This is a genomic window from Nostoc sp. DedVER02 (assembly GCF_034530675.2).
Taxonomy (GTDB): Bacteria; Cyanobacteriota; Cyanobacteriia; order Cyanobacteriales; family Nostocaceae; genus Nostoc.
Genome location: NZ_JAVRCP020000020.1, coordinates 75,253 through 100,830 on the forward strand (window position 1 = coordinate 75,253; position 25,578 = coordinate 100,830).

Genomic DNA, 25,578 nt, shown 5'->3' on the forward strand with positions numbered 1-25,578 from the left:
GATTTATTAGTTATAGCAACAGTCAAGGTGGTTAGGACATCAACAGATCATGAAACTTAGACACAAAAAGACTTTTCACCCAGTCCCCAGTCCGCAGTCCCTTGCTATATTTTCTCCAAATCAAACCGGATTTTTATAGACTATAATTTTTTAAAAGATATTTCATCCCAATTTCTTAATAATTTCATGGCGACTGATTTAACACCCACTTCAACCACTGCCTAAAGGAATTTATCGTATTCAAACGATGGACTCCAGGCGCACGGGTGGCGGCGAGTCCATCAACGGCGACTAATGCAGCATATTGCAAGCCCAAAAAACTATCAACTGCGGCATAAGGGCCACCTAAAGTAATAGCCCCAGCAGCGTACATTTGACCTTTTCCGCTACGCATTTCTACTAGTTCAAAATTATTCGCTACAGTCAATCGCCCCAGATGATTTACTGGGAGATTGTAATGTTTCACCAAATCTGCTATTAGGGGATTGGCATCTACTTTAGCGTCCAATCCAGTAGCATCAACAATAAAATCAGCTAGCAATTTCATTTCCCCAAAGCTTTGTTCTCGGATATGGGTAATAGTTCGGTTTTGGGCATCTCGTTCTACATCCAAAACCTCTCCGAAAGTAATTTGATACCAGCCTTCGCTGATCCCTTGGGCAGTAATTTGCTGCCAGTCGTGGCGATCGGCGGTGGTTGTTCCACCCCAGTCTGCTAATAAACGTTTGCGTTCATCGGGGGTAGCTTTTTCTAACATTGCCCGGAGTTCGCCACCCCAACAGGCTTTTGGCCAGTTAAAGGGTTGAAATTCGTAATGATTTTTGACTAAGCGCTGGGTATTTTGAAATTTGTTGCCTTGAGGTTTAGGCGATCGCATTAAATGCAAAACTGCAATATTCCGATTTCGCTTTCTCGCTTCATAAATGCGCTGAATAATCCGTGAAGCCACAATTCCCCGGCCACGAATCAATACCGTACCACCTTGTCGCTCTAGTTGTTCATAAACATGATCGTGTGCTTCATAAGCATTGACGACAGATTTAAAATCTTGATATTTTTCTCTATAAGTTTGCAAATCTGGAAGAAACTGAATTGCTGGATATCCAGTAGCTAAATGTAAATAACGAGTAACTAAAAAAGCATAATTTCCTGGGGCGCGAGAATAGGCTACGCAATATCTGCCATCATCAGTTTTGCGAATTGCCCTAACTCGTCCATAGCGATAAATTTGATTCCAACCAATACGCTTCGCCTCTCTATCTATGGAATCAAACACATTACCAGCACGGGGTGTATAAGTTTCCGCAAATGTTGGTTCTGCAAATACTTGCCACAAATACTTGAATGCTGAATTTATCTGTCCCTTGCTGCAATCGTGCCAAGCCTCGCGTAAGGCATAACTTGGCCAGCCCCAAATATTATCAGGACAAGAGTCAGAATTCGATCGCAGTCTTTCATATAAAGGAATTTGCGAATTTAAACAAAGGCGCTTGTAACGAGCATAAGGCTCCGCTTCTAACCCCAAAGCTACAATTTTGTCAGGACGCACACCGCTAAGTCGCAGCAAATCAGTCCAAACAAAGCTACCCAGTCCCCCCCCAATAGCTAGATAATCAGATTCATCTACTGACAAACCCGTAGCATGAAGTGCTTGCACAGCGACATTTTCAGCCTGAAACGCTAGCGGTGGGAAATTACTTGCTAAGGGCGTTAACGGCTGGGCTACAGGCAAGCTGGGGTCTGGACGATTGGTATTTGCGTTGAAATGGATCGTTGAAGGTGGGCTGGTATCTGGTTCAGAGATGCTAGCACCAAATTTCACTGTGATTACATAAGGGCCAATTTGCAATGTATCGCCATTAGCCAAAACACTGCGTTTTTGTGGTTGACCATTGACATACACACCGTTAACACTGCCTTGGTCAATCACTACGAGATGGTCTTGTTCCGAGTCAATTAGGGCGTGGTAGCGAGAAACTTCGTTACTGTTAAGCAGCATCCGAGAAACGCGCACTCCCCGGAGTTCGGCAGGTAAGCGAGGGAATTCTCGACCAAAAGCGATCGGCACATTCAACCTTGGTTCTCGCCGTTCTCCCGTCGCTGGTTCATCCCAACTTAATTGGATTTGTTCATTTGTCATTTGTCATTTGTCATTTATCATTTGTCATTTGTCATTGGCAAAGAGGAGGCAAAAGTTCTTTAATTTTGAATTTTGAATTTTGAATTGATTTCTCCCCTGCCCCTAGTCCTCAACTACTCGGTGCTACTAAAACACTGACAGCCGCAGCTAAAGATGTCCCACACCAACGGCAGCCAATTTGTAGGTTCTCTGGTGGGGAAACTTTATGACATTTGGGGCATTCTAAGCCATAAATTCCTAGCGATGGTGTGGAAGGTGTTGGTGAATGGTGGTGATGTCCGTGGACTGGTGGATGTGGTGGCAGCAAAATTGTTGCTGGAATGCTGCCCGTGGAAATGCTAGTAACATTGAGTTGCATTTTTCCCAAAGAGATACTAGTGCCCTCTGTTAAAGGCATTTCACCTTGGACTAATTGCCGTCCATCGATAAGGGGGGGATTTTGCGATCGCAAATTTCTAATATAAAAGCGCTGTTGCTGGTGATGAAAAAATATTTCAACGTGCAGGCCAGATACAGTAGGGTGACTCAAAACAATATCACACCGCAGTGGATCGCGACCAATGCGGACAGTACCAGGATTGTGACTTGGCTGTTGTTCGTAAATGTTCTGAGTTTTATCCTGGCCCGCATCGTGCCAATGTAAAGTTAGTGCGTTCATTGTTCTAACTTCGTAGATGGTATTTAGCTACTTCAACTTTCTTCTGTGCGATTCCTAACATGATTGAGTAGGCGCAAGCAAGTATTTAGAAAAAACTTCAACAAGCTTTATCTGTCCGACGCTAGTTTATCAGCGATGCGTGTAGTTTCTGGCAGCCGATATTTTGGCGTGCAGCGTAATACGTAGTCAATTGCTGTCGGTAAACTAATTCGATGACCACTGGAGATGTACAGAGGTTTTACTCCTGTGCGCGATCGCAAAACAGCCCCAACGGTTTCACCCTCATATATCAGTGGTTGCGTACTACCTTTGGCTTCTGGTAATTCCTCATACTTCCCTACCAACCGGGACTTGGCTACACCAATTGTTGGCATATCTATAAGTAACCCTAAATGGCTAGCTATACCTAGTCTGCGCGGATGGGCAATTCCCTGACCATCACACAGGATAATATTTGGTGTTGTTTGAATTTTCTCTAGGGCATCGAGAACAGCTGGAATTTCCCGAAATGAGAGGAATCCAGGAACATAAGGAAAGGTCGTAGGACGGTGTGCTAGGCTCGTCTCAATTACTTGTAGATCGGGAAAACTCAGTACTGCCACGGCTGCACGGCTAATGGTTCCATCAGCTTCAAAACCCATATCTACTCCAGCGACGTACTGAATAGGTTCTTGTAGTTGATCTTCAGTAATTACTTGATCTCGTAGCTTTTCTTGGATAACTATGGCTTCTTCCAGCGTCGAAGGCCAAGCACGATCTCGATAAAACTTCATATTTAAAATCGGAATTAAACTAATTAATATTAATCCTGTTCAGGCAAGGACAAAAACAAAAATTTTGATGTTGATACAGGGAAAACATATTTTTTGCAAAAGTCTGTGAAAGACTATCTTTATACTAAATACTTTAACGCAGGTTAGCTGATATTCTGCATCATAATGTTACTTAAGGCTGTCAAGAGGGAATCCTGAGAATATAAGTTTATTTTCCTAGATTTTCTCTTTTAGTGGTTATGACACAGCCAAATGTTCTGGAACTTGCAAAACAGGGAGATGTAGATGCGATCGCATCTCTAATGAATCGCCACCTGCACCCCAAAGGGATCGCTGCAAAAGTTGCCTTCAAAGATGCTTGCTTAGAGGTAACTCTAGAAGCTGACAAAGTACCAAATCAGCAAATTTTAGTTGCATTTATCCGCAAAGGTTTAACTGGTTTAGGGGCTGTATCTGTTGAAAATGTGAAAGTCTACGGGCAACAAACGGGTAAGAAGTTTCCAGCTTGGAGTAAGGAGTTTAATCTAGGCATAGTAGAAGGTGAATTAGAAGCAGCAGATAATGAAGAGTCTTCTATTGAACCTCAACCTCTAACTATTTTTATTAACTTAAGTGGCGACACTGCGCGGGAATTAACAAACCAAGACTTTGAATTTATTGCCAATCAAATAAGCGCTGATATTTTATCATCTTGCAATGATATTTTTATTCAAAAAGTAAGTATTAGTAATGGTAGTTCTGTAATTACAAAGGAACGTTAGGCTTGAGCCTATCTCATCAGAGGTGCATAGACGTGCAAAAAGAGTATAAAATGTTAGTTTTTCCAAAAAGTATAATCAATCCAAATAAGTTTTAAATGTATGTCTTGATACGTTTTAGTGTTAGTTATGCTATATTTGCCTCACTTAACACCCTATATTTAAGTTTCTTAACATAGCTGGAAATATTAGTACCCATTTATAGGGACTACGTTTTTACTTCTTGATTTTTTAGATTTTGGTAGATATACAGCGAAGATATTGCATTTAAATCCACTTCTTTATGCTCATCTTCATTAGTATTTTGAAATAATACTGTAAATGCACCAGCACCTAACCGATCTTGAGGAAACATCCGATAACAAGGAATGGTAGTTAAATGCGATTGATATTTAGCTAAATTACTAATTTCCATCGCCTGAAATTGGGGAAACCGTGCTAACAACCATTCACAAACTTGCTCATTTTCTTCGGGTGAATATGTACAAGTCATGTAAGCTAAATAGCCTTTTGGTGAAACAAGTTTAGCAGAATTAGCTATAATTCGCTTTTGCCGATTTGCACTTTTATTAATAGCACTTGGATGAAAACAACCAGGTGCTTTTTCACCTTTAGCAAGTAAAGATTGTCCAGTGCAAGGAGCATCTACTATTACTAGATTGCTAGAACAAGGAAACATTTCAGCAAATATACTCGAATCTCTATTAACCACTACACTAGGGCTGATTTGGCAACGTTTCAAATTAGAAATTAGCATTCCTAGACGTTTGCCAATTACTTCATTACTGATGAGCAAGTCAGGTTGTAAAGCTTTCCAGGCAAAGATACTTTTACCTCCTGGTGCGGCACACATATCAAAAACTAAAGGCACTGATTCAGGAATAGCTAACAATGTAGTAGCTGCAAACACCGAAGAAAAATCTAAACAATAAAAATATCCTTGTTGATGCAGGGGATGCTGACCGGGTTTTTCTCCCAAGGATAAACGGTCTATAAATTGTGGTTGCCAATAAGTTGGAGTTTCTATTGCTAAAGGCGAAATTTCAGGCTTTTGTTGACACCAAAGAATACTGGGTGAAAAGGGCTGAGGATTGATTAAAGCCTCAATGAATTTTTCTTGCTCATCTAAATTAGCGAACAAACGCCGCGAGACTTTAAGTAATAAATTAGAAGGTTTTTCCATTTGAATATATAAATAATAACAATCTTCAGAAATCAGAGTAGAGATGCAATTGTGTGGAAACTAATATGAAAAACGTTTCTTGTTAATTAATTACGAATTAGGTTGTATCAAAATCCAAATCAAACTGTTACACAAGAACAATGTAATTAAGGCTTTTGGCTTCATACTCAAAATATAATGACCGCCATTCAGAACGCAATGGCCAAGCTACCCCACTGCACCGGAGAAGGTCATGTTCTTAGATAGTTTTCCGCATAAGTTACGCAAAGAAGCACAATTATGGAGGGATGAAGGATTAATTAGTTCTTCGCTGTATGAGCAAATAGCAGAACGTTATCAATTTAAAAACCTGGAAGCTGCTGTGCGCGATCGCAATAAAGCAATAGCGATCGCTGTAGGTAGCGTACTTTTATGCTTAGGCATAATTACCTTTGTATCAGGAAACTGGCAAGGAGGATCGCGAGAAGTCAAATTTATTCTAATGATGAGTTTGTTTTTTGCGATCGCTATCACTGGTTTTTACAATTGGATAACACCTGAAGGAAAGAAGCCGCAAAGAAGTAAACGCTTACTGGGAGAAGGTTTACTCATTTTAAGCGCCTTAATTTTCGGCGCAAATTTACTGCTGATGGCCCAGATGTTCAATATCGCCGGTTCAACTTCCCAACTTTTTCTCGCCTGGGGGTTGGGTGTTGTGGTGATGGCCTTCAGTTTGTCCATAAATTCTTTAGGAATTCTGTCAATTATTCTCGTGGAAATCGGGTATTGGACGGGATTAGAAGATTTATGGTACGCAACAGGAGATTTAACTTGGTCGCGGCTAGTAGTGCAGCATCTACCTTTGTTGGCATGGGTGGTATTTGTCCCTTTAGCCTACTTCTGCCGATCGCGCTGGATTTTTGGTCTAGCAGCCTTTGTTTTCGCTAGTTCCTTACAAGCTAACCTTAATCCTCTGCCACTGCTGAACTATGCTGATATAGCCCCTTGGGTGGCATCTTTTGCTTTTGCACTGCCACCTGCATTATTCTGGAGTTATGATGACCTGCTGTTTCCAACCATAAATTACAGGTTGTTTCAATCTCTAGCCCGTAATTTAGCATTGTTAAGCTTCGGCGTTGTCTTTTACGTTCTGTCTTTTCGTTGGGTTTGGGAATCTCCAAATTATGGTTATAATCAACCAACGAACGTGACCAACTTGTTCCAGTCTCTGCCGATCGTTGATTTAGGGATTCTCAGTGGCTTGGCAGTATTACAATGGTTGTTTCTACTGCGTCAAAGAAATAACCCTCCGCGCCGCGAAGTGATTTTCACAACTGCTGTTATCGGTACTTTTCTTGCCTTCATTACCATCGTACCTTTTTGGCATCAAACTGTCAGCCGGATTGATGAACTTGGTGTTTTTATTTTCAATGTACTTCTAGCAACATTAGCCTGGGGACTAATTCAAGAAGGTTTGAAATTAAGCAACAGAACTTCCTTTTGGGGAGGTATGCTGTTAGTGACACTGCAAATTATCAGTCGTGTGCAAGAGTATGATACCGACTTACTTTTCAAGTCTCTAGTCTTTATCTTGTGCGGTTCCGCTTTAATTAGCGCTGGACTCTGGTTTGAACGCCGCTTACCTGGTGGTAGCTCGGCAAGTAAGAAATAGTGTAAAGGATGAAAGAATTCAGGAGTCAGAATGGGCTAAACGCCCCGCTACCGCTAACAGGAGTCAGAATTCAGGAAAAGCCCAATCCTAAAGTGATGGAGTTTCAACATCGATAGATTTTGCCTTGCACTCCTAACTCCTAACTCCTAACTCCTAACTTCTTCTAAAATCTCTGTGCGTCAAAATTTTTAAAGTTTCTCTGCGTTAGTCCTAATCTCGTTACTTTTGACCTCTTCAATTCTTCTGCTTTTTAGGACTACGCTCATGACTAATAGTTCTTCTGAATCTAAAAATAAAACCTTGTCTCCCGAAGCCGAGTTCTCCAATAAGGTGACTTTTCGGGATTACTTGATTGCTACTGAACAAAAATCGAATAAGCCCTTACCTTTTTGGCGGTTACTAGCTCCCCTGGCGCTGCAAACGGGGTTAATTATGGCAGTACCAGCCCAAGCCGTTTATACAGATGTGACAGGCAAGACGGTGATTTTGCAAACCGTACCTGTAGACCCGAACAATGTATTAGATGGTAATACATTAGCGTTAGATTACAACATATCCCGTCCCTCAAATTTGAGTAGATTACCTGGTTGGCAAACATTAGTCAGCAAAGGCCGGGGAAGTGGCAGAAGATTGCCTGAAGGAACCAACATTTACGTGACTTTGCAAGAGCAACTATCCACTGGTCGCGGTGTTCCTAGAGCTTGGAGACCGTTACGAGTCAGTAGCGATCGCCCCACAACTCTTAGAGCCAATCAGGTAGCCTTAAAAGGTGTTTATCAAGATGGTTCTGTTAACTACGGCTTGGAAACATATTACATCCCAGAAAACCAACGCCAGCAAATTAGTAACGATTTGCGAACCCAACGCGCTCGCAGAGGACAAGTACCTCCCATTGTGGTGAAGGCAAAGGTAGATCCACAGGGTAAAGCAGTTCCAGTTAGTATGTGGGTGCGCGATCGCAACTATCGCTTTTAAGCTCTTAGGCGTGTAAACATGCAAGATTTGTCTCTAAAGTTCTGAGCGTCGGAATTCGGCGCTCAGAATTTTCTGTTTGTCAACGCGAATAGCATCCCGTAGGGAGGTGAAACCCAACATCAAAATTATTATTAAACTTCGCTTCACTGTAATTGATGGTATTGAAGTTAGCGAGGAAACTCTCAACGATCGCACTATTTCCCAGGAACGAACCGCACTTTCAATATCTTGGCTACACTACCGAGGATTTCACCACTTTGGAAATAGCATCAACCACAAAATTGATATCAGCCCGCGACACATCTAAATGAGTGACTGCTCGAATAGAGTGACCAACGGCTCCCATTTTCACACCATGCTCTTGTAACAGACTGAGAAATATGGCGTTGTCGAATCCTAATCTCGAAACATCAAAGAAAACAATGTTTGTATCGGGTTTTATGCTTTGAACCGTAATTCCTTCGATTTCACTCAGTTGTCGAGCCAGATAAGTTGCGTTGTCGTGGTCTTCTTGTAGACGTTCAACATGATGGTCAAGGGCATAGAGACAACCTGCTGCGACAATACCCGCTTGACGCATCGCGCCACCAAAAATATGTTTATATCGACGTGCTTCAGAGATGAACTCGCGTGTACCCGCAAGAACAGCACCGATTGGTGCGCCTAATCCTTTAGTAAAATCAATCCACACAGAATCAACACAAGCTGCAAAATCCTTAGCTGAAGTCCCAGAAGCAACAACCGCATTTAAAAGCCGCGCCCCGTCCATGTGGGTAGCTAAACCTTTTTGACGGGAGAACTCGCAAACCTCACGTAGTTCATTGAGCCGCCATACCGAACCTCCGCCAAAATTGTGCGTTTGCTCAACACACAACAAACGTGGAATTGCAGAGTAAAGGTAAGGAGCAGTCGCAACTCTTTGAAGCGATCGCGCCACCGCATCGACTGTAAAAATCCCGCGATCGCTAGCGATCGGTTCCATCAATACACCAGAAGTCATTGCCGCACCCCCAGATTCGGCTCGAATAATGTGTGCCATCTGTTCTACTAGCACCACATCAGCAGGACGAGTATGAGTCTTGATTGCCACAAAGTTGCAAATGGTTCCACAGGCAAAGAAAAGAGCGGCTTCTTTACCTAGTAAATCTGCAACCCTTTCTAGTAATTGGTTAACGGTCGGATCTTCTCCTTTTTGCTCATCTCCAACTTCAGCAGTAGCGATCGCCTGTCGCATTGCGTGTGTCGGCTTTGTTTCAGTATCGCTTGTAAGCAAAAGCATAAGCACTCTTAGAGTAGGTAAATAAGTGATTTTCAGTTGCATCAATCAAAGATGCTCATTTAGTCGAGTATTCTCTCTCTCGCTGAGAAATAATTCGACTGGGTACGCTGATTCTGTAGAGTTTGGCGATATTTCTTTTAGGACTATGGCAAAAGCACCACTTGTCATTTTGTTCTAATTGCATCCAGAATTTTAGCTGACTGTTGTCCAACAAAAGTATTATTCAGCATGGTATGAGAATCATCAGTTGGGCCTACATCAGAATCTGGATGATAAATAATGATTCTTAAGGAATTATCAATTGCAGAGAAGCTATGTAACTTGTTTTCGGGAAGGCAGAAGACCGTTCCAACCTCCATTTTGAACGTTCCTTCATCCACCTGACAGGTTCCACTACCCTCAGCGACAAGCCCAATCCGCAATGAGGGATGGGTATGGGGAGTTTGCGATACACCTGGAGGAACGTAGAGGAAATTCAAGCAGGGTTCTCCACGTCTTAAAGGATTAATCAGAACCGTTGAAGAGCAGCCATCAATATAATTCAGTCGCCCTAATGGTTCAATAGGCCCTCCAATTGTGAAAAGTCCAGTGTAGTTGAGTCGCGTTGCAACTAAAACTTGTCCTGAACCATCTAAAGAAAAATTCCCTGGAACTGCGGCAAAGCAGTTTTTTCGCAATAAAAACTCTCCGTTACTGCTGTTGAGGATAACTTCGCCGGACGAAACAAATAAAAAGTGCGTATCCTGTTCGCTTTTATTAACTTTAATAGAATTCATAACCCAATAAGCATTCGATGGATGACCCGCCATTGTGTAGTCAAGTTTTGTCATCTCTAGAAATCGCTGACAGTAAAACTTTTGGTATTTCTGCATAGGAATAGTAAATGATATGTTTTTTGGGTTTGTATTCTCCCTGTAATAATACTTATACCATTTACTGTATTTAATTTATTCATCTTCACAATTACTGTAAATTCACTAGCTTATTTAAAAAGTTTTCTAATTTTCGTAAAAACTTTACAAAATAATTGGCTGAATTATGACGGTTCTTCTTGAAGAGAATACACCAGTAAATACACGTTAATGTCGTATATTTGTATTTCGTAATATAATCTTTTACCGCACCTGAATTGGAACCGCTACATATAATGTTTTTATGGTTTGTGTAGCAGTATACGTAGAAAAATAAACTTAAAGAAAGCAGATAACTATAGATTTATCCAAACAATATGCTTTGATTTGTAAGGAACTAAATATACCTTATTTAGACGTTTTTTCGATATGAGAAAAATCAAACATCTGGATTAATGAAGCAAGAGCTAATGATGGTGTTCATCCTAGAGCAAGCGGTTATACAGAATTTGCCCAAATATTAGAAGATTGGGACGCTTGGTTAAATTGGTTTCCTGTGATTTAATCGAGCATTCAAAGTTAGGATAGTGGTAGCACCTAATTTTGATATCCAAAGGTGGTAACTATGCAACAAATTACTCTAGCGGAAGCATCTCAACACTTACCCGACTTAATTGAAGCAGCACTCAGTGGTGAGGAAATCATCATTATCAAAGATAATCAACCTTTGGTGAAGTTAACTCCTGTGTCACCAGTTAAACGCCGTCCCAAGTATGGTAGTGCCAAGGGACTTGTGACAATATCTGATGACTTTGATGAACCACTAGAAGATTTTAAGGAATATATGTAATGAGGCAGCTACTAGACACTCATATTTTTATTTGGTTTGTGATGGGCGATCCAAGAATCAGCATTAGTATGCGATCGCAAATTGAAAACAATGAAAATCTACTGAGTATCGCTAGTGTGTGGGAAATGGCAATCAAGCACAGCATTGGTAAACTCAACTTTGGCCTGACTTTTGACGAGTTTATCGAACAGCAAATAATTAGAAATGGTATTGAATTAGTGCCAATTACTATAGACCATATTATTGCTGTTGCCACGCTACCTTTACATCACCGCGATCCATTTGATCGAATTTTAATTGCACAAGCACTCGTAGAAAATATACCTATACTGAGTGCTGATAAAATTTTTGATGCATATTCAATTGAGCGTTTGTGGTAATTAGCGCTCCTTTTCTACCAAAAGATAAATAAACAGTCATCACCAAAAAAACTTAACATTACTTTAGGCAGTGCTAGGCAAAGATAATTTTATGGGTTACTACATCGCTCCCCGCTTTCTGGACAAACTGGCTGTCCACATTACCAAAAACTTTCTAAAGCTTCCTGGCGTGCGAGTTCCCGTGATTTTAGGTATTCACGGACGCAAAGGTGAAGGTAAAACATTTCAATGTCAATTAGTCTTCGAGAAAATGGGTATCGAAGTGACTAACATCTCTGGCGGCGAATTGGAAAGTCCAGATGCGGGAGATCCGGCGCGGTTGATTCGGCTGCGCTATCGGGAAACAGCAGAACTGATCAAAGTACGCGGCAAAATGTGTGTACTGATGATTAACGATTTAGATGCGGGGGCTGGACGCTTTGATGAAGGCACTCAATATACTGTAAATACGCAGTTGGTGAATGCCACATTGATGAATATTGCTGATAATCCCACAGATGTGCAGTTACCTGGAAGCTATGATTCCACGCCTTTGCATCGTGTACCGATTATTGTCACAGGTAATGATTTTTCCACCCTCTATGCACCGTTAATTCGGGATGGACGGATGGAGAAATTTTACTGGGAACCAAACCGAGACGATAAGGTGGGGATTGTCAAGGGCATTTTTGAATCAGATGGACTTTCGCAGAAGGAAGTTGAACAGCTAGTTGATACATTTGTCAACCAGTCAATTGACTTTTTTAGCGCATTGCGATCGCGCATTTATGACGAACAAATCCGCAACTACATTCATCAAGTCGGTTTTGAACGGGTATCTTTGAGTGTAGTTAACAGCACTGAAGGGCCACCAGAATTTAAAAAGCCAGATTTCAGGCTATCTCACTTGATCGAGTCTGGTAACTTCCTCGTTGGCGAACAAAAACGGGTGGAAAATTCCCATTTGGTTGATGATTACAATCGACTCAATCGAGGTAGAAATTCTCAATCTGCACCACCGCCTGCGACACCAATTAATCAGCCGTCAAGTAATGGTGCAAATCAAGAACCAAAAACTAATGGATTCCAGAAGCAGGAAGCATCCAGTAGCCATTTGACCTTGGATACACAAGCTCAAATTAGGCAATTATTGTCTCAAGGTTATAAAATTAGCATTGAACACGTCGATGAACGCCGCTTCCGCACGGGTTCTTGGCAAACTTGTGTTCATAGCCATATTGATGCAGAGTCTGATGCAATATCAAATTTGGAAGCAACTCTGGCAGAATATAGCGGTGAATATGTGCGCTTGGTAGGTATCGATCCGAAAGCCAAGCGGCGGGTAGTAGAGACGATTATTCAGCGTCCAGATGGCAAAAATTAGGAATAGATAATTGAGAAAGAGCGATCGCACCGCAAATATCAAGAGCGATCGCTTTTGCTAATTCCTAAACAATAGGAAAAAATCTGCTTCCTCAATTTGATAGCTGAATCCTTACCCTTTAACTACAGGTAGCAGCTGAAGCCGAGTTAACCGTTCTTAAATCACCAGTGAATACTGCTGTGTATATATAAGGTGATGAACCAGTGCAAGTCATGGAATTTGTATTAGCGCGTCGAGGAACCCACCATGACTTTGCTTGCACAGTCAAATTTGTGCCATTCCATGATAAAGTTTGGACAACTAAAGAGTTTGTATTTCCATTATCTGCCTTTTTAGCAGATAAAAATGTGGCATAATTAACCTCACCATTAGCTGGATTAATCCGGGCTATAACTGCGACTTTTGGGCCGCCTCCGCTACCATAGCTAGACAACCAACGCCCAGTTGCAAAGCGGCGAAAATCACTACCAGTTTGACTGCCGGTGGAAGAGTAAATGCCATATAAAACATCGTACCCATTCCAATACAATCCGTAACCTGTACCGTCATCATTTGTTGTTTCGTAATCAGTCCGACACCATGATTTGATACCACTATTGAAACGGATAGTTATAGGGTTTTTATTATTGGATGAGACTTGCTGATAACCAATGTAAAAGGCTGTATTCCCATTAACTACTCTGGGGCCATTCTTAGCTTTGATTGTCGCTTCACTATCATTGCAGCTAAATGTCACAGCATTCCCGATAGATGAATTTACCGTTTGGGCAAAAGCTGGAGGGGCTTTTAGTGTGATGACTAAATCAGTTGCTAGTAATGCAGATAAGGAGAAAACTGCTAAAGACTTTTGCAATTTGAGAGAATAAATCATGGTATAAACTTGCCGAGAAATTGCCAGGAAAAACACCGTATTACTATAAACTCTAATGAGAGTTTAAACAAGCAAAATTTTGGAAAATCGCAGATTGTAGCATTTTCAATATCAGGAAAAATGATATTTGGCTACAACATCTATAAGCTAATATGTATGGTATTAATTGTATATAAGCCTTTTTTATCAAGAAATATCAGCATCCCCCACTGATAGGGCAGCGTAAAGCCTACGGTATAGCTGCGTTTAAAGCGAGTCCGCGTGCGTTTTGATTCTGAATTCTGACGAATAGCACCAATATTGCTGTTTAAGAAATTGCACTGATGTTTACGACGGGCTACGCCTACGCACCAATCAGCAACCAATAGTTGTAATCAACAATTAGCATTTGCTCATTCTTTATATTTATTGTTAGAAGCTTGGAAGTAAATTTGAATCAATTGTTTTTTGTTCATCGGATATCAATTCAGATTTTCCGAGAACATAGATATATTTTTTAGAGAAAGTTCTAGAGTTAGTTTGGCTTAGTAAAGCTGTTTTCTGGTTCAGTAAAATTCGTGAATAATTTTATTTTTATGAAACCAATATATACATCTAAGTAATTTACCTTAATTCAGATACTGTATCTGGTTTTTTAGATGATTGCTTTAACGTTAGTGATTCATCATAATGGCTTCTAATGTTGGCGTATAGATGCATAGCGGTTTGTCATCTTCATCTACTAAGTGTAACTTCAAGATGGAAATAAGCTAGATTTGAAGTAAGTATTTATATCGAATAACGAACCACAGAGACGCAGAGAAGCCAGTGCGTTGGGCGGGTTCCCCGACTTAAAGCAACTGGCGCGACACAGAGAAATGAGAGTTTGAGAAATATTTTGCGTAAGTCCTAATATTGATTAGATTTTTTTAGCAAATAAATGCTGCTTTACTACATCTAAACGCGAACAATTCCAATAATCGATATGGGAGACAATCAAATGATCAGAGTTAAGACCTAATTCACTCCAACCAGGAATAGAAATTCGTGGCTTCCAGGGAAGAGGAGTATTCCAACTGAGCGTCCACTCGGTTTTTATTGTGTCTCCTAAACGTTGAATATTATGTAAGTCCATCTTGGGATCTAAAAACCAACTTTGGATAAAGTTAATCATTTCTTTATAACGTTTAACACCACGAAATTTATTCAATGGATCTTGAAAATAAACGTCTGGAGCGTAAATAGTATAAGTTTGATTGATTGGGAATCTTTGATAGTCTTCTTTGAGGATTTCAATGATATCCATAATAAATAGATATATTTTTAAATTACTTTAATATGTCAACTTGGGACGGGTATAAATTACGATTAAAGGTCAAAGTTAACCTTCGTTCCATAAACGTTCTAGCTGATACCGCCAAGTAGCTAAAACTTCTTCTCGCGCCTGTGAACTTTGATTTATTTCGCCCATAAATCCTTCTGCATAAAAGCGTTCTAGGCTTTGCATAGTAGCTGGCAGAGATTGTCCTTGTTGTTTGGCTGCCTGAATAATTTGCCGGATGCGGCTTTCAATTAGTCGATTAAAAACATTATTTAATCTAGCCAGATAGAGAGATATAAGTCGGTTGATTGCATTGGACAAATCTGCACTTACTAAAGTGCCACTATTATGTTGAAATACTCCCCAAATTACTCCTTCATACAAAGCGTAACGTACTTCTTGAGTGTCATCAAAGTTGGCTTCTAGGAACTGTCCTAAAAATGGTTGTCCTTCCTCTACGGACACAATAGGCAGTAAAACTCGTAGCCAAGTATTATCTTCGGAAAGTAGTACCAACAGCCGAAAAGTAGAAGTGTCTACTTGCCACGATCCTGGCTCGATCGCACTAACAGCCGATGTGCCAAATAATTCTGTTAACGTATCCGCAATTTCTTCAACTGTCATAAGCTTTTGTTTACAACATATAGCTTCTAGATTAGCGCAGAGATGCATCAGCTTATTCACTAAAACTCTGTGGTGCTGCTGAAAAAGTTCTTGTTGTAAAAAAGTTTCAGTTCTCTTGAACGTGCAGTGGGGGCATACAGCTAAGTGTATGCCCCCACAAATAATGTATTCCACTAAATTGAAATCTTTTATTTAGATCGTCGAATTGCTCAAAAACACGATACCGATCGCACACAAAGCGAAGCCAGCAATGGTAATTTTCCAGGGTAAAGTTCGGCTGATTTCTCCCATACCCATTGCAGTACCAATTTGTCTGGCACTCATGGCAACTGCAAACAGAGTTAAGGTCATACCTACTATATAGGCAATTAGCGGTATCGTTCCTGCGCCAATAATAGATTCAGCAACAGTATAACCCTGAAATAAACCAGCACTGATACCCATGAGAGCAAGTACCGCAAAGTTTGGTTGATTTGGCATCATCAACATAATACTAAAAACGATGGTAGAAATAGCGATTGCTATTTCAGCACCTGGAAAATTTAGCTGGAATAGATGAATTACAATGCCCAAAATTGCTGCTAAGACAAAACATCCAGCGATCGCAGCGCCACGAACAAACATAGATGACAGTAAGCCAATAGCAATAATACCTACTAAACAATCCAAACCAATTACTGGATCTGCCAATCCCCAAACAAAGCCTTCCCAGGGGTTAGAGATGGCATGATTGGCTGGTGTTCCACTCAATGAACTTAGTAAGCTAATTAGAATTAAAGCTGCGATCGCTCCAATATGGCGATCGGCTAACTTTGAGGTGTAAAATTCCCGTGAAGCACGGAATTGCGATAATTTAGTTTTGAACATCAATATATGCCAAATTAGTTTTTTCGGTAATTTATACTACCCACTTTCCTAAAAAACTAACGTGGTAATTACACCGCCTTGTACTAGTTTTATGAAGTTATACAAAGCCACGGTTACTGAAAAGCATAACGAGCGGCGTAGCCTCTTGCAGAGAAGCCCATGCCGATATTACTACTAAAATTATCAAAATTTGATATTCAAGACGGTATCTAATCGACTGCAAATGTAGTTGAAAAATCTAGCTGTAATTTTCTTTTTTTTAGTATTTTCTCTTAGATATAATGCTCTCCTTTACCTAAGCTAAAACTTATCTTAACTGAACTCTCTTAAAAAGAAGACTAATCTAGAAAGTACCTTCATTGAAAGAGAGAATGAAATTCATCAAATTTCAACTACTTAGTGTTGCTCTCATCTTCTTTGTATGGATTAGTCCACTACACGCTAGTCCAATAGCTCAATTGCCAACTTCTTTACTTCCATCACAACAGGAAACGACATCTCTAAAAAGTTCACAGGATGTATTGACTGTTGCAACTTTTAATGTCGAGAATTTAGACCCAAAAGATCGACGCTTTGATAATATTGCTAAAATTATTGGCAATAATTTGAACGCACCAGATGTCATCAGTTTGGTTGAAGTTCAAGATAATAACGGGCCAACCAATGATGATGTTGTAAATGCAAACGAGACTTACCAAAAACTAATTGCTGCGCTCGAAAATATCGGTAGTCCAGCATACGACTTTGTGGATATTGCACCCAGCGACGACCAAGATGGCGGAGAACCTGGAGGTAATATTCGTGTTGGTTTATTATTTCGACCCAGTAGAGTAACTCTAGCAAAACTGCCTAGAAGAGGCGGTTCATTAGATGCTGTAGCTATTACTCAAGGTGCAAATGGTCTTGACCTTTCACTCAACCCAGGTCGGATCGATCCTACCAATAGCGCTTTTGAGGCAAGCCGTAAGCCACTGGTGACAGAATTTATATTTAACGGTCAAAAACTGTTTATCATTGCTAATCACTTTGTTTCTAAGCTTGGAGGTTCTCCTAGCGATGTTCAACGAGTCAAGCAAGCCGAAATTGTTAATGAATTCGTAGGACAAATACTAGAAGTTGACCCGCAAGCCAAAGTAATTGTACTGGGGGACTTAAACGATTTACCAGATTCTCTACCTCTGAAAACTTTGAAGGGTAACATTCTGGAGAATCTGACAGATAGTTTACCTGCTAGCGATCGCTTTACTTTCAAATTCAAGGGAAATCCTCAACTTATTGACCATTTGTTGGTCAGTGAAAATCTTTCTCGTGTTGCTCAACCAAAAATTGATATTGTGCATGTCAATGTTGGCTTTAGTAAGCCTGTCAGCGACCACGATCCTGTGATTGCAGCGTTTACATTACCTGCTACCGAGTCCAATGACACAATCCCTCCTGTTGTTGAACCCACTCCCACTCCCGTAACTGATTCGGCAATTATATTGCCTCAATTATCCAAAGTTGCTCTAGTTGAAGAACTTGCTAAGGAGTACACGCCCAGCAAAAATCTGAACTACGATCGCGCCAGAGACGAAATGTTTGGCGTTATCGACAACCAAGCAGGTATTGTGACAGATATCTATGCTAGTTACCAAATTCGTCTAAATAGTAATGGCGATCCTAGTCAGGAAGCTGACAAGTTAGGACTGAATACTGAACACGTTTGGCCACAAAGTAAAGGGGCTGACAACGGTAATGCCAAAAGTGACCTGCACCATCTATTTCCTGCACGAGAAGATATTAATAGCGAGCGAGGAAATAAACCCTTTGAGGATATAGTTGACACCAAGACTAAAAAATGGTATCGAAATGATACCGTTCAATCTACAATTCCTAGTAGAGCAATTGACGAATTTAGCGAATCGGCATCTGCTAAATTTGAGCCTAGAGAAAAAGTAAAAGGGGATATAGCCAGAGCAGTTTTCTACTTTTACACTATTTATCGGAATCAGGCTGAGAAAGTAGACCGAAATTACTTTCAGAATCAGCGTCAGACTTTGTGTAAATGGAATCAGCAAGACCCACCTGATATTACTGAAATAGAACGCAGTCGGGCGATCGCTAAATTTCAAGGCAATGACAATCCATTCGTGCTAGATGTCACATTAGCCGAACGAGCATACTGTAATTCCTAAAAACTTGGGTAGCACAGTTGTGCTACCCTGCAAGCAATAAAACAGGAGTCAGAATTCAGGAGTCAGAATTCAGGAGTCAGAATTCAGAAGTCAGAATTCAGAATACTCTATCCCTTTATGGATAGAGTTTTAAGGTGAGAATATTTTAATTTTTTCGCGCCACTTGCAGACAAGATTTTAAACCAATATTCATTCATTACCCAATCGCACACAATTCAATTCTGTTAGCGATTAGCTAAGGTTTAGCCCATTCTGACTCCTGAGTTCTGAATTCTGAATTCTTCTTTTGAAATATCCTTTTGGGTCAAAACAAACTTTAATGCAGTAATTCTTCAATTTGATGCTGGCTCCACAAGGTTCTGTATAAACCCTGTTGTTGCAAAAGTTCTAAGTGATTGCCTACCTGAACAATTTTTCCCTTTTCCATCACCAAAATTCGATCAGTTGCTGCTGCTGCCGATAATTGATGGGTGATGAAAATTACTGTTTTACGTACAGTACCACTAGAGAGATTTCTGAGGATTTGCGTGGCTGTTTGATTATCCACGCTAGAGAGGGCATCATCCAAAATTAACACTGGAGCATTAACCAGCATCGCCCTAGCCAAAGCAGTACGTTGTCGTTGTCCGCCAGAAAGAGTAATACCGCGTTCACCAACAAGAGTCTCATATTGCTGGGGAAAAGTGTTAATTTCTGATTCAATTTGGGCAAGTTTAGCAACAGATTCTATCTGTTCTTGTTCGCTAATGGGATCGCCATAGCGAATATTATTTTTGATTGTAGTGCTAAATAGAAAACTATCTTGAGGAACGTAGGCGATCGCACCTCGTAAATCTGTCAAAGCTATTTTAGTAATATCCAGCCCATCTAAAAACAATTGTCCTGATTCAATATCCAACAAGCGCGGTAAAGCATTGGCTAAAGTGGATTTCCCGGAACCAATTGCCCCAACAATGGCTACGGTTTCTCCTGGAGCAATAGTAAAATTAACGTTATCTAAAGCTGGAGTAGTGGAACCAGGGTAAGTGTAGGTGAGATTTTTAGCAGTTACTTCCCCTTTAAGTTCAGCCAGTGGTAAATGGATGGCATCGCCTGCATCTTGAATTTTCGGTGTCACAGAGAGAATAGATTCAAGGCGATCTATACTAACTTCACCCCGTTGGTAGGCAGTAATTGTGAATCCTAAAAGGGCCGTGGGGAAAACTAGACGCTCTACATAAATTAACAGTGCTAAAAAGTCGCCAACCTGAAGCGCCCCAGAAGCCATGCGTGCAGCCCCTAGCCAGATAATTACCAACGAACTGACATTAGCTAGCCCACCAATTAGCGGAAACAATGTATTGCGGAGTTTTGCTAGTTCTAGGTTAGCAGTCAATAGTTGTTGATTTTTTTTGGAGAAGGCTCGACGCTCGTTTGCTTCTTGGGCATAGATTTTGATTAAGGCAATGCCACTAATATCTTCCTGGATGAGTTCGCTGATGTCAGAAAGTTGCTCTTGGACTTCTGCTTGTTGTTTGCGTAAGCGATCGCTAAATAAACTCACCAACAAGAGCATAAAAGGGTAAACTGCCAGAGATGCTAGCGTCAGATCCACACTAATCGCCAGCATTACTGGCAGTGTCAGGGCGTAGGCAAACACCGTATTTGCCAAACTCAAAACGGCAAAACCCAATAACCGTTTGATATTGTCCACATCACTGGTAGCCCGATTAATTAAATCACCAGCAGTATTACTGGCAAAATAAGCCGGCTCCAGCTTGAGCAAGTGTTCAAAAATCCGTTGTTTCAGGTCAAATTCCACCTGACGACCTACCCCAAATAGCCAAATTCGTGATGCCATCCGCATTAGCCACATCGCCGAACTGAGTAATACAATAATTACTACATAATGTAGTATTTCGTTCCAGCTAAAGGTTGTCGAGAGTTTGTCAACACCAGCACGAATCAACCAAGGGATATAAACGCCTAGTGCATTGACAGACAATAAAGCGAGAATGCCTAATGACGCTTCCCGCCAATGGGGTCGTAGGTAAGCAATGAGTTTAGCGATTCGTCGAGATTTTGCCATTAAAGCAATTTTGCAACTTTATCATCCTAGATTAACTGCTAGTCCAAGCAGGCAGCTATTTAAAGGGAATATTGCTTGTAAATTAACAAGAAAGAATTCAGGAGCCAGAATACCCGTTCAGGGAAGTAAGCTACAGAATTTAATTCTGTCTAACTGCCGTTAGTGCTGTGCTAGGTAGGGACAAGCGTCACCCGTTAGCTCTTAGCTTTCCCGTAGGGTGAATAAACGGGTTTAACTCTCCCACTAATAGCGCAGCTGCACTATTAGCGAGTCAGAGGCTCGTTGTTCGCTATCGAGCCTCTTACATTCTGAATTCTGTATTCTGACTTCTGACTTCTGATTTCTGACTTCTCTTCTACTTTATTACCGTTGAACACGCAAGAACCTGTAAATTTCAACGAGATAACTTTCCCAAGTTCTTGTTGTCAATTGCAACGTTTCCGAATTTGGTACAAAGTCTTCAAGTCGTAAACCTCGGGTACGAATATCTTGAGGATTTCCTTGTAACAGGTAGGGAGGCACTCTCAGATTATAAGAAAGAATGCTATCTCCCCTTACATCTGAAATGCTTGCCGTGGCAGTTGGTTGCCCTAATGCCACTAGTGTCCCGGATGTTGGTGCAGCAGTTGCTACATAAGTTCCACCTGTCATTGCTAGAGGTGCCCTATAGAGGAAATAGGCAACTGCTGGTGTACTTGCCAACAGCAAAATTGTCAATGCCCAACCTATCAAGTATCCCCCTGGTTTATCTATTCCGCCTCCTTTGATTTTTTGAGCAGCCAAAATCATCAGTAAAACAGAAGCTCCCAGAGGCTTGAGTGGAAAAGACAGCATTCTCCACAACGAGGCCACAGCTGGTTCACTGGGGTTAAGAAATGATAGGGCTACGATTACCAAGATCACGACTAGGATTAATCGCCCGACAAAAGTTCCAGAGGGATAAAATCGCTGGAACAGAGAATATACGATAGTGCCAATCAGCAGCCACAGCAGTACTCGGCTTAACAATAGAAACATAGATTAACTCTCAAATTTTCTGGTGCAGTAAGCCAGTGTGGTGTTAAGACAGTCCGCCTTGCTAGGGGTTTCTACGCCGCTTCTTCTCTGAACAGAACAAGAAGCGACTCCCCAAGAGAATCTGTCCTGCATGGTTTCCCTGTATAAAACAACTAGTGACTTCTTCGCCGCGACGCTAGAAGCGCCACCCGTAAGGGTCAACCTAGAAGTTTCGGGAAATGGATTTATTTTATTGTCAAATTGTAATCGTACTGTTTGACTTAAAATACTTCAAACCTCACACCAAAGACTACCGTCGTAGTGATTTTAGTTCAAATTTTTAACACTGCGTCTATTATTTATAATTTTCCAGAAGAGTAATGTGGCACCGGTAAACTAAATTAATTGAGTAATCCACTCAAAAGGATAAAACTATGTCGCTTGGAAAGCCTACCATTTTGGTAACAGGGGGAGCCGGATATATTGGTTCCCATACGGTGCTTGCTTTGAAGCAAGCGGGTTATAACGTTGTCATACTTGATAATCTAGTCTATGGGCATCGTGACCTAGTAGAGAAAGTTTTACAGGTAGAACTGGTAGTAGGCGATACAGGCGATCGCGCTTTGCTAGATCACCTATTTAAAACCCGCGAGATTTCTGCTGTGATGCACTTTTCTGCCTACGCCTACGTAGGAGAATCGGTGACTGACCCAGCTAAATATTACCGCAATAATGTCCTTGGTACTTTCACGCTGTTAGAAGCGATGCTGACGGCATCTGTAAAGAAATTTGTCTTTTCTTCTACCTGTGCTACTTATGGTGTACCGGAATTTGTACCTATTCCAGAAAACCATCCCCAAAATCCGATTAATCCTTATGGCGCTACAAAGTTGATGGTAGAGAGGATTCTTTCCGATTTTGATGCTGCTTATGGTTTTCAATCAGTGCGTTTTCGCTATTTTAATGCTGCTGGTGCTAATCCCAATGGTTTACTCGGTGAGGATCATAATCCAGAAACCCATTTGATTCCCTTGGTGCTGATGGCAGCTTTAGGCAAACGAAAATCTATTTCAATTTTCGGCACTGATTACCCCACGCCCGATGGTACTTGTATTCGTGATTATATTCATGTTAATGACTTAGCAGATGCTCATATTTTAGGATTGGAATATTTATTAAAAGGTGGCGATAGCGAAGTTTTTAATTTAGGTAATGGTAGCGGCTTCTCTGTCAGAGAAGTGATTGCAGCCGCCGAACAGGTGACAGGAACATCGATCGCAGTTGAAGAACGCGATCGCCGTCCTGGTGATCCCCCAATTCTCATTGGCACTAGTGAGAAAGCTAGAACAATTTTAGGCTGGCAACCTCAGTATCCATCCATTGAAGATATTGTCGCTCATGCATGGCAGTGGCATCAAAAGCGGCACAAGTAGGGAATGGGGAATGGGGAATGGGGAATAGGAAATTGCTCAATAACCATAGTTATTCTTCCCCTGCTCCCCTGCCCTCTGCCCCCTGCCTCTACTCCCTACCCCCTCTCATACTTCGCAGTACGACAACTAAGATGCCGATAAATCCGAGGATGGGAAGTGCGATCGCCCAAATTGGTAATTTCTGAGAATCACCCTCTACTAAATCACCATTACTATTGACATCTCGCAGATTTTGTGTATTTTGTGTTGAGCCACCTGCCACAGTAACTTCAAATTTGAATTGAAAGGGTTTGAATCTTGCCCCAGATACTGGTTTACCATTTAGTTGCAACTCATAAATACCTGGCTTGGGAAAGGTAATTTCAGCACCTGGAATGCCTTGATAACGTTCAGCTGCTACAGCTTCTAACTGTGGTTCTAGCAGTGGTGGCTCTCCGGTTGCATAAGGTTCGGCATAAACAGCCAACCGACAATTACACTGTGACAGAGGAATCACCCTTCCACCTCTGCGGGTAAGGGCAAACCAGGCTTGGGTAGGTTCTCCAGCCCGGGGATTATCATTTGGTTCAATGTGGAGAGTACCACCAACATCTCCAGTAGCTTCCACCTTATGAGCAGATGCAGGGGAAAGATTAGTTATTGATATAACTAAGCAACTCAGGAATAATAAATACTTTATTTTTCCTTGATGCCAGGATTGGCTATTGAGTAGGTAATGCCTTTGTTTTTGACTAGTTGAAATAGAGCCAGAAAATAAGGATAATTTACCGCGATTTGGTTGGGGGAACATAAAACTTTTCTACGGCTAACTTTGACCAAAAAAAGCGCGATCGCACCATCAATACACTGAAGGTAATAATTACCATCAGTACTACCGCTAATTTATTTCCCCAAGTTGATTGCCAGGAACCCAAATAATGGGAACCAATCAACACAGCATGAATGGCACTCAAGAGCAAGGCTGGTACACCCAATAGATGAATCTGTCGCCAACGCTTGCCCAAAGATTTCTGCAAAGATTCCCAACTCGTAAAAGCGGCGGGGGACATTAATATCAATGCTACAGCACCCGCAGCCATACCCAATTGAAATTCTGGCGGCATAAAAGAAAAGGCGGCAAAATTCCATTGCAATGAGTGTTCTATCATGTGGATGGTGTGAACTACAGAAAGCACAAAAGAACCCACGCCCAAGGCACGACGGTAACGCAGTGGTGATGCCCACAACCCACTAATAGGACGGGCAATTAACGCCAAAATTAAGCAGAATAAAGCAGCGTGTCCGGTGTAATCTACCATTGTGTCACCAGTCCGCAACAAGGTGATAATGCCAATGGTGAGCGTTACCCAACCGCCTAATCGAAATAACTGACTGCGCCTGTCTTTACTTACCAATGATGTGGAAACGCCTACACCCAACATTGTGGGCAGGGTTCCTAGTCCAAAAGCCAGCATAGTCGCCCCACCCATCCATAAATTGCCAGTTTCAGCGGCTTTAATTTGGGCAGCATAGAGAAAACCACAGGGCATTAAACCCCAAGTCATTCCCAAAAGCATTGGTGTCCACCATTTAGTTTTAAAGGAAAGCTTAACCATTCCTGTGCTGAGGCGATCGTGTAAGCTACCTTGCAATAAGGGGTGTAACACGGGAATGCGTGGCAGTAAATCGGGTTTTACTTGTCCTAAGCCAAACCAAATCAGCATCACACCAGTTATAATTGCCATCCAGCGCCGGAAGTCGCTGCCAACACCCGCTAGCTGTCCACCTTGCAGCAATACCGAACCCAGCGCCCCAATGCCAGCACCGACTAAAGCGTAACTTAACATCCGCCCCAAGTTTAGCAGGAGATGAAATTTTAATTGCTGTCGCCAAGTGTTTGACTTTTCTGAGGGTAATGTTCCTTTCGGCTGATGAGATAGGGAAAACGCCACTGTTAGGGGGCCACACATCCCAAAGCAATGCCCAAAACTCCCCAGGAACCCCAGAATTGAGATCAGCAGCAAATCTACCATAAAAAAAGTCCTGAGTTCTGAGTCATGAGTCCTGAGTGTCAGAATAAAGATTTTGAAGAATCTAAGAAGAAATTGCTTTCTCTTTTTCTTTGCTCAGTACTCAGTACTCAGCACTCCTCTAGTGGGGCACTTTAAATCAAGTTGTGTTCTCTGTCAAAAGACGAACTGTAAAACTTGATTTTTACTTCAGTATTAAGAATCCATATTTATCAAGGAATCCGGTTTGATTTCTGATAATATCCGTAGGATGTGAGCGTGGATAGTACGGCATCAAACCCTTGACAATATTACGTTATGAACTCCGTTCTAATACACTTTACAATACCTAATTCCGTTCAAAAATCAAGTAGTAATTCTATATATAAAAATCAG

General features: G+C 41.3%; 22 protein-coding genes. 8 read left to right on the forward strand and 14 right to left on the reverse strand.

Annotated elements, in window-relative coordinates; translation table 11 throughout:
- Nucleotides 1-184 precede the first annotated feature (184 nt).
- The 3 genes from RMZ41_RS19895 to nfi form a co-directional block, all read right to left on the reverse strand.
- Nucleotides 185-2,140, reverse strand: coding sequence for an FHA domain-containing protein (locus RMZ41_RS19895; protein ID WP_322640968.1), 1,956 nt, complete (start codon nt 2,138-2,140; stop codon nt 185-187).
- Between the two features lie 109 nt (nt 2,141-2,249).
- Nucleotides 2,250-2,798, reverse strand: a complete 549-nt coding sequence (locus tag RMZ41_RS19900; protein ID WP_322640967.1) for an FHA domain-containing protein — start codon at nt 2,796-2,798, stop codon at nt 2,250-2,252.
- A 107-nt stretch (nt 2,799-2,905) separates the two neighbouring features.
- Nucleotides 2,906-3,571 carry a deoxyribonuclease V gene (gene nfi / locus RMZ41_RS19905; RefSeq protein WP_322640966.1) on the reverse strand — a complete coding sequence of 222 codons (666 nt, stop codon included), beginning with the start codon at nt 3,569-3,571 and terminating at the stop codon, nt 2,906-2,908.
- A gap of 239 nt (nt 3,572-3,810) precedes the next feature.
- Here nfi and RMZ41_RS19910 point away from each other — a divergent pair, with 239 nt between their 5' ends.
- Nucleotides 3,811-4,332 carry a hypothetical protein gene (locus tag RMZ41_RS19910; protein ID WP_322640965.1) on the forward strand — a complete coding sequence of 174 codons (522 nt, stop codon included), beginning with the start codon at nt 3,811-3,813 and terminating at the stop codon, nt 4,330-4,332.
- Nucleotides 4,333-4,537: 205 nt separating this feature from the next.
- On the opposite strand, the gene RMZ41_RS19915 is transcribed toward RMZ41_RS19910, so the two are convergent.
- Nucleotides 4,538-5,512, reverse strand: coding sequence for an RsmB/NOP family class I SAM-dependent RNA methyltransferase (locus RMZ41_RS19915; RefSeq protein ID WP_322640964.1), 975 nt, complete (start codon nt 5,510-5,512; stop codon nt 4,538-4,540).
- Between the two features lie 232 nt (nt 5,513-5,744).
- Here RMZ41_RS19915 and RMZ41_RS19920 point away from each other — a divergent pair, with 232 nt between their 5' ends.
- The gene (locus tag RMZ41_RS19920; RefSeq protein ID WP_322640963.1) at nt 5,745-7,163 is read left to right on the forward strand and encodes a DUF2157 domain-containing protein; all 1,419 of its coding nucleotides are present in this window, start codon (nt 5,745-5,747) and stop codon (nt 7,161-7,163) included.
- Nucleotides 7,164-7,427: 264 nt separating this feature from the next.
- Nucleotides 7,428-8,138 carry a GDYXXLXY domain-containing protein gene (locus tag RMZ41_RS19925; RefSeq protein ID WP_322640962.1) on the forward strand — a complete coding sequence of 237 codons (711 nt, stop codon included), beginning with the start codon at nt 7,428-7,430 and terminating at the stop codon, nt 8,136-8,138.
- Nucleotides 8,139-8,370: 232 nt separating this feature from the next.
- Here the strand turns inward: RMZ41_RS19925 and RMZ41_RS19930 are convergent, their stop codons facing one another.
- Complete coding sequence (locus tag RMZ41_RS19930) at nt 8,371-9,417, reverse strand: threonine aldolase family protein (protein WP_322640961.1); 1,047 nt, start codon at nt 9,415-9,417, stop codon at nt 8,371-8,373.
- A gap of 164 nt (nt 9,418-9,581) precedes the next feature.
- The gene (locus RMZ41_RS19935) at nt 9,582-10,247 is read right to left on the reverse strand and encodes a cupin domain-containing protein (RefSeq protein ID WP_322640960.1); all 666 of its coding nucleotides are present in this window, start codon (nt 10,245-10,247) and stop codon (nt 9,582-9,584) included.
- Nucleotides 10,248-10,893: 646 nt separating this feature from the next.
- On the opposite strand from RMZ41_RS19935, the gene RMZ41_RS19940 reads away from it, so the two are divergent.
- The 3 genes from RMZ41_RS19940 (at nt 10,894) to RMZ41_RS19950 (ending at nt 12,861) form a co-directional block, all read left to right on the forward strand.
- The gene (locus RMZ41_RS19940) at nt 10,894-11,118 is read left to right on the forward strand and encodes a type II toxin-antitoxin system Phd/YefM family antitoxin (protein WP_322640959.1); all 225 of its coding nucleotides are present in this window, start codon (nt 10,894-10,896) and stop codon (nt 11,116-11,118) included.
- Nucleotides 11,118-11,498, forward strand: coding sequence for a type II toxin-antitoxin system VapC family toxin (locus RMZ41_RS19945; protein ID WP_322640958.1), 381 nt, complete (start codon nt 11,118-11,120; stop codon nt 11,496-11,498). Before RMZ41_RS19940 ends, RMZ41_RS19945 begins: the two co-directional genes overlap by 1 nt.
- Before the next feature lie 91 nt (nt 11,499-11,589).
- Entirely contained in the window at nt 11,590-12,861 is a 1,272-nt protein-coding gene (locus RMZ41_RS19950) for a ribulose bisphosphate carboxylase small subunit (protein WP_322640957.1), read from the forward strand.
- A gap of 118 nt (nt 12,862-12,979) precedes the next feature.
- On the opposite strand, the gene RMZ41_RS19955 is transcribed toward RMZ41_RS19950, so the two are convergent.
- From RMZ41_RS19955 to RMZ41_RS19970, 4 genes are all read right to left on the reverse strand, one after another.
- Entirely contained in the window at nt 12,980-13,732 is a 753-nt protein-coding gene (locus tag RMZ41_RS19955) for a hypothetical protein (RefSeq protein WP_322640956.1), read from the reverse strand.
- Nucleotides 13,733-14,630: 898 nt separating this feature from the next.
- Nucleotides 14,631-15,017: a DUF2358 domain-containing protein gene (locus RMZ41_RS19960; protein WP_322640955.1), complete on the reverse strand. Its 387-nt coding sequence runs from the start codon at nt 15,015-15,017 to the stop codon at nt 14,631-14,633.
- A gap of 75 nt (nt 15,018-15,092) precedes the next feature.
- Nucleotides 15,093-15,656 carry a hypothetical protein gene (locus RMZ41_RS19965; protein ID WP_322640954.1) on the reverse strand — a complete coding sequence of 188 codons (564 nt, stop codon included), beginning with the start codon at nt 15,654-15,656 and terminating at the stop codon, nt 15,093-15,095.
- A 192-nt stretch (nt 15,657-15,848) separates the two neighbouring features.
- Entirely contained in the window at nt 15,849-16,523 is a 675-nt protein-coding gene (locus RMZ41_RS19970; RefSeq protein ID WP_322640953.1) for a HupE/UreJ family protein, read from the reverse strand.
- Between the two features lie 371 nt (nt 16,524-16,894).
- Between RMZ41_RS19970 and RMZ41_RS19975 the strand changes: the two genes are divergently transcribed.
- Nucleotides 16,895-18,697, forward strand: coding sequence for an endonuclease (locus tag RMZ41_RS19975; RefSeq protein ID WP_322640952.1), 1,803 nt, complete (start codon nt 16,895-16,897; stop codon nt 18,695-18,697).
- A gap of 316 nt (nt 18,698-19,013) precedes the next feature.
- Here the strand turns inward: RMZ41_RS19975 and RMZ41_RS19980 are convergent, their stop codons facing one another.
- Nucleotides 19,014-20,765 carry an ABC transporter ATP-binding protein gene (locus RMZ41_RS19980; protein ID WP_322640951.1) on the reverse strand — a complete coding sequence of 584 codons (1,752 nt, stop codon included), beginning with the start codon at nt 20,763-20,765 and terminating at the stop codon, nt 19,014-19,016.
- 363 nt (nt 20,766-21,128) lie between these two features.
- Complete coding sequence (locus RMZ41_RS19985; protein ID WP_322640950.1) at nt 21,129-21,782, reverse strand: hypothetical protein; 654 nt, start codon at nt 21,780-21,782, stop codon at nt 21,129-21,131.
- Between the two features lie 413 nt (nt 21,783-22,195).
- Here RMZ41_RS19985 and galE point away from each other — a divergent pair, with 413 nt between their 5' ends.
- Nucleotides 22,196-23,194 (forward strand): UDP-glucose 4-epimerase GalE, encoded by a 999-nt coding sequence (galE, locus tag RMZ41_RS19990; protein ID WP_322640949.1) that lies wholly within the window; start codon nt 22,196-22,198, stop codon nt 23,192-23,194.
- An 88-nt stretch (nt 23,195-23,282) separates the two neighbouring features.
- Here the strand turns inward: galE and RMZ41_RS19995 are convergent, their stop codons facing one another.
- On the reverse strand, nt 23,283-23,984 hold the full coding sequence (locus RMZ41_RS19995) for a hypothetical protein (RefSeq protein WP_322640948.1): 702 nt from the start codon (nt 23,982-23,984) through the stop codon (nt 23,283-23,285).
- Entirely contained in the window at nt 23,959-25,206 is a 1,248-nt protein-coding gene (locus tag RMZ41_RS20000; RefSeq protein ID WP_322640947.1) for a sulfite exporter TauE/SafE family protein, read from the reverse strand. The genes RMZ41_RS19995 and RMZ41_RS20000 overlap by 26 nt, the downstream gene beginning before the upstream one ends.
- Between the last annotated feature and the right edge of the window lie 372 nt (nt 25,207-25,578).

Coding starts and splice junctions, on each gene's coding strand:
- RMZ41_RS19895 (WP_322640968.1), bottom strand. CDS start 2,140: ATGACAAATGAACAAATCCAATTAAGTTGGGATGAACCAGCGACGGGA.
- RMZ41_RS19900 (WP_322640967.1), bottom strand. CDS start 2,798: ATGAACGCACTAACTTTACATTGGCACGATGCGGGCCAGGATAAAACT.
- nfi (WP_322640966.1), bottom strand. CDS start 3,571: ATGAAGTTTTATCGAGATCGTGCTTGGCCTTCGACGCTGGAAGAAGCC.
- RMZ41_RS19910 (WP_322640965.1), top strand. CDS start 3,811: ATGACACAGCCAAATGTTCTGGAACTTGCAAAACAGGGAGATGTAGAT.
- RMZ41_RS19915 (WP_322640964.1), bottom strand. CDS start 5,512: ATGGAAAAACCTTCTAATTTATTACTTAAAGTCTCGCGGCGTTTGTTC.
- RMZ41_RS19920 (WP_322640963.1), top strand. CDS start 5,745: ATGTTCTTAGATAGTTTTCCGCATAAGTTACGCAAAGAAGCACAATTA.
- RMZ41_RS19925 (WP_322640962.1), top strand. CDS start 7,428: ATGACTAATAGTTCTTCTGAATCTAAAAATAAAACCTTGTCTCCCGAA.
- RMZ41_RS19930 (WP_322640961.1), bottom strand. CDS start 9,417: ATGCTTTTGCTTACAAGCGATACTGAAACAAAGCCGACACACGCAATG.
- RMZ41_RS19935 (WP_322640960.1), bottom strand. CDS start 10,247: ATGACAAAACTTGACTACACAATGGCGGGTCATCCATCGAATGCTTAT.
- RMZ41_RS19940 (WP_322640959.1), top strand. CDS start 10,894: ATGCAACAAATTACTCTAGCGGAAGCATCTCAACACTTACCCGACTTA.
- RMZ41_RS19945 (WP_322640958.1), top strand. CDS start 11,118: ATGAGGCAGCTACTAGACACTCATATTTTTATTTGGTTTGTGATGGGC.
- RMZ41_RS19950 (WP_322640957.1), top strand. CDS start 11,590: ATGGGTTACTACATCGCTCCCCGCTTTCTGGACAAACTGGCTGTCCAC.
- RMZ41_RS19955 (WP_322640956.1), bottom strand. CDS start 13,732: ATGATTTATTCTCTCAAATTGCAAAAGTCTTTAGCAGTTTTCTCCTTA.
- RMZ41_RS19960 (WP_322640955.1), bottom strand. CDS start 15,017: ATGGATATCATTGAAATCCTCAAAGAAGACTATCAAAGATTCCCAATC.
- RMZ41_RS19965 (WP_322640954.1), bottom strand. CDS start 15,656: ATGACAGTTGAAGAAATTGCGGATACGTTAACAGAATTATTTGGCACA.
- RMZ41_RS19970 (WP_322640953.1), bottom strand. CDS start 16,523: ATGTTCAAAACTAAATTATCGCAATTCCGTGCTTCACGGGAATTTTAC.
- RMZ41_RS19975 (WP_322640952.1), top strand. CDS start 16,895: ATGAAATTCATCAAATTTCAACTACTTAGTGTTGCTCTCATCTTCTTT.
- RMZ41_RS19980 (WP_322640951.1), bottom strand. CDS start 20,765: ATGGCAAAATCTCGACGAATCGCTAAACTCATTGCTTACCTACGACCC.
- RMZ41_RS19985 (WP_322640950.1), bottom strand. CDS start 21,782: ATGTTTCTATTGTTAAGCCGAGTACTGCTGTGGCTGCTGATTGGCACT.
- galE (WP_322640949.1), top strand. CDS start 22,196: ATGTCGCTTGGAAAGCCTACCATTTTGGTAACAGGGGGAGCCGGATAT.
- RMZ41_RS19995 (WP_322640948.1), bottom strand. CDS start 23,984: ATGTTCCCCCAACCAAATCGCGGTAAATTATCCTTATTTTCTGGCTCT.
- RMZ41_RS20000 (WP_322640947.1), bottom strand. CDS start 25,206: ATGGTAGATTTGCTGCTGATCTCAATTCTGGGGTTCCTGGGGAGTTTT.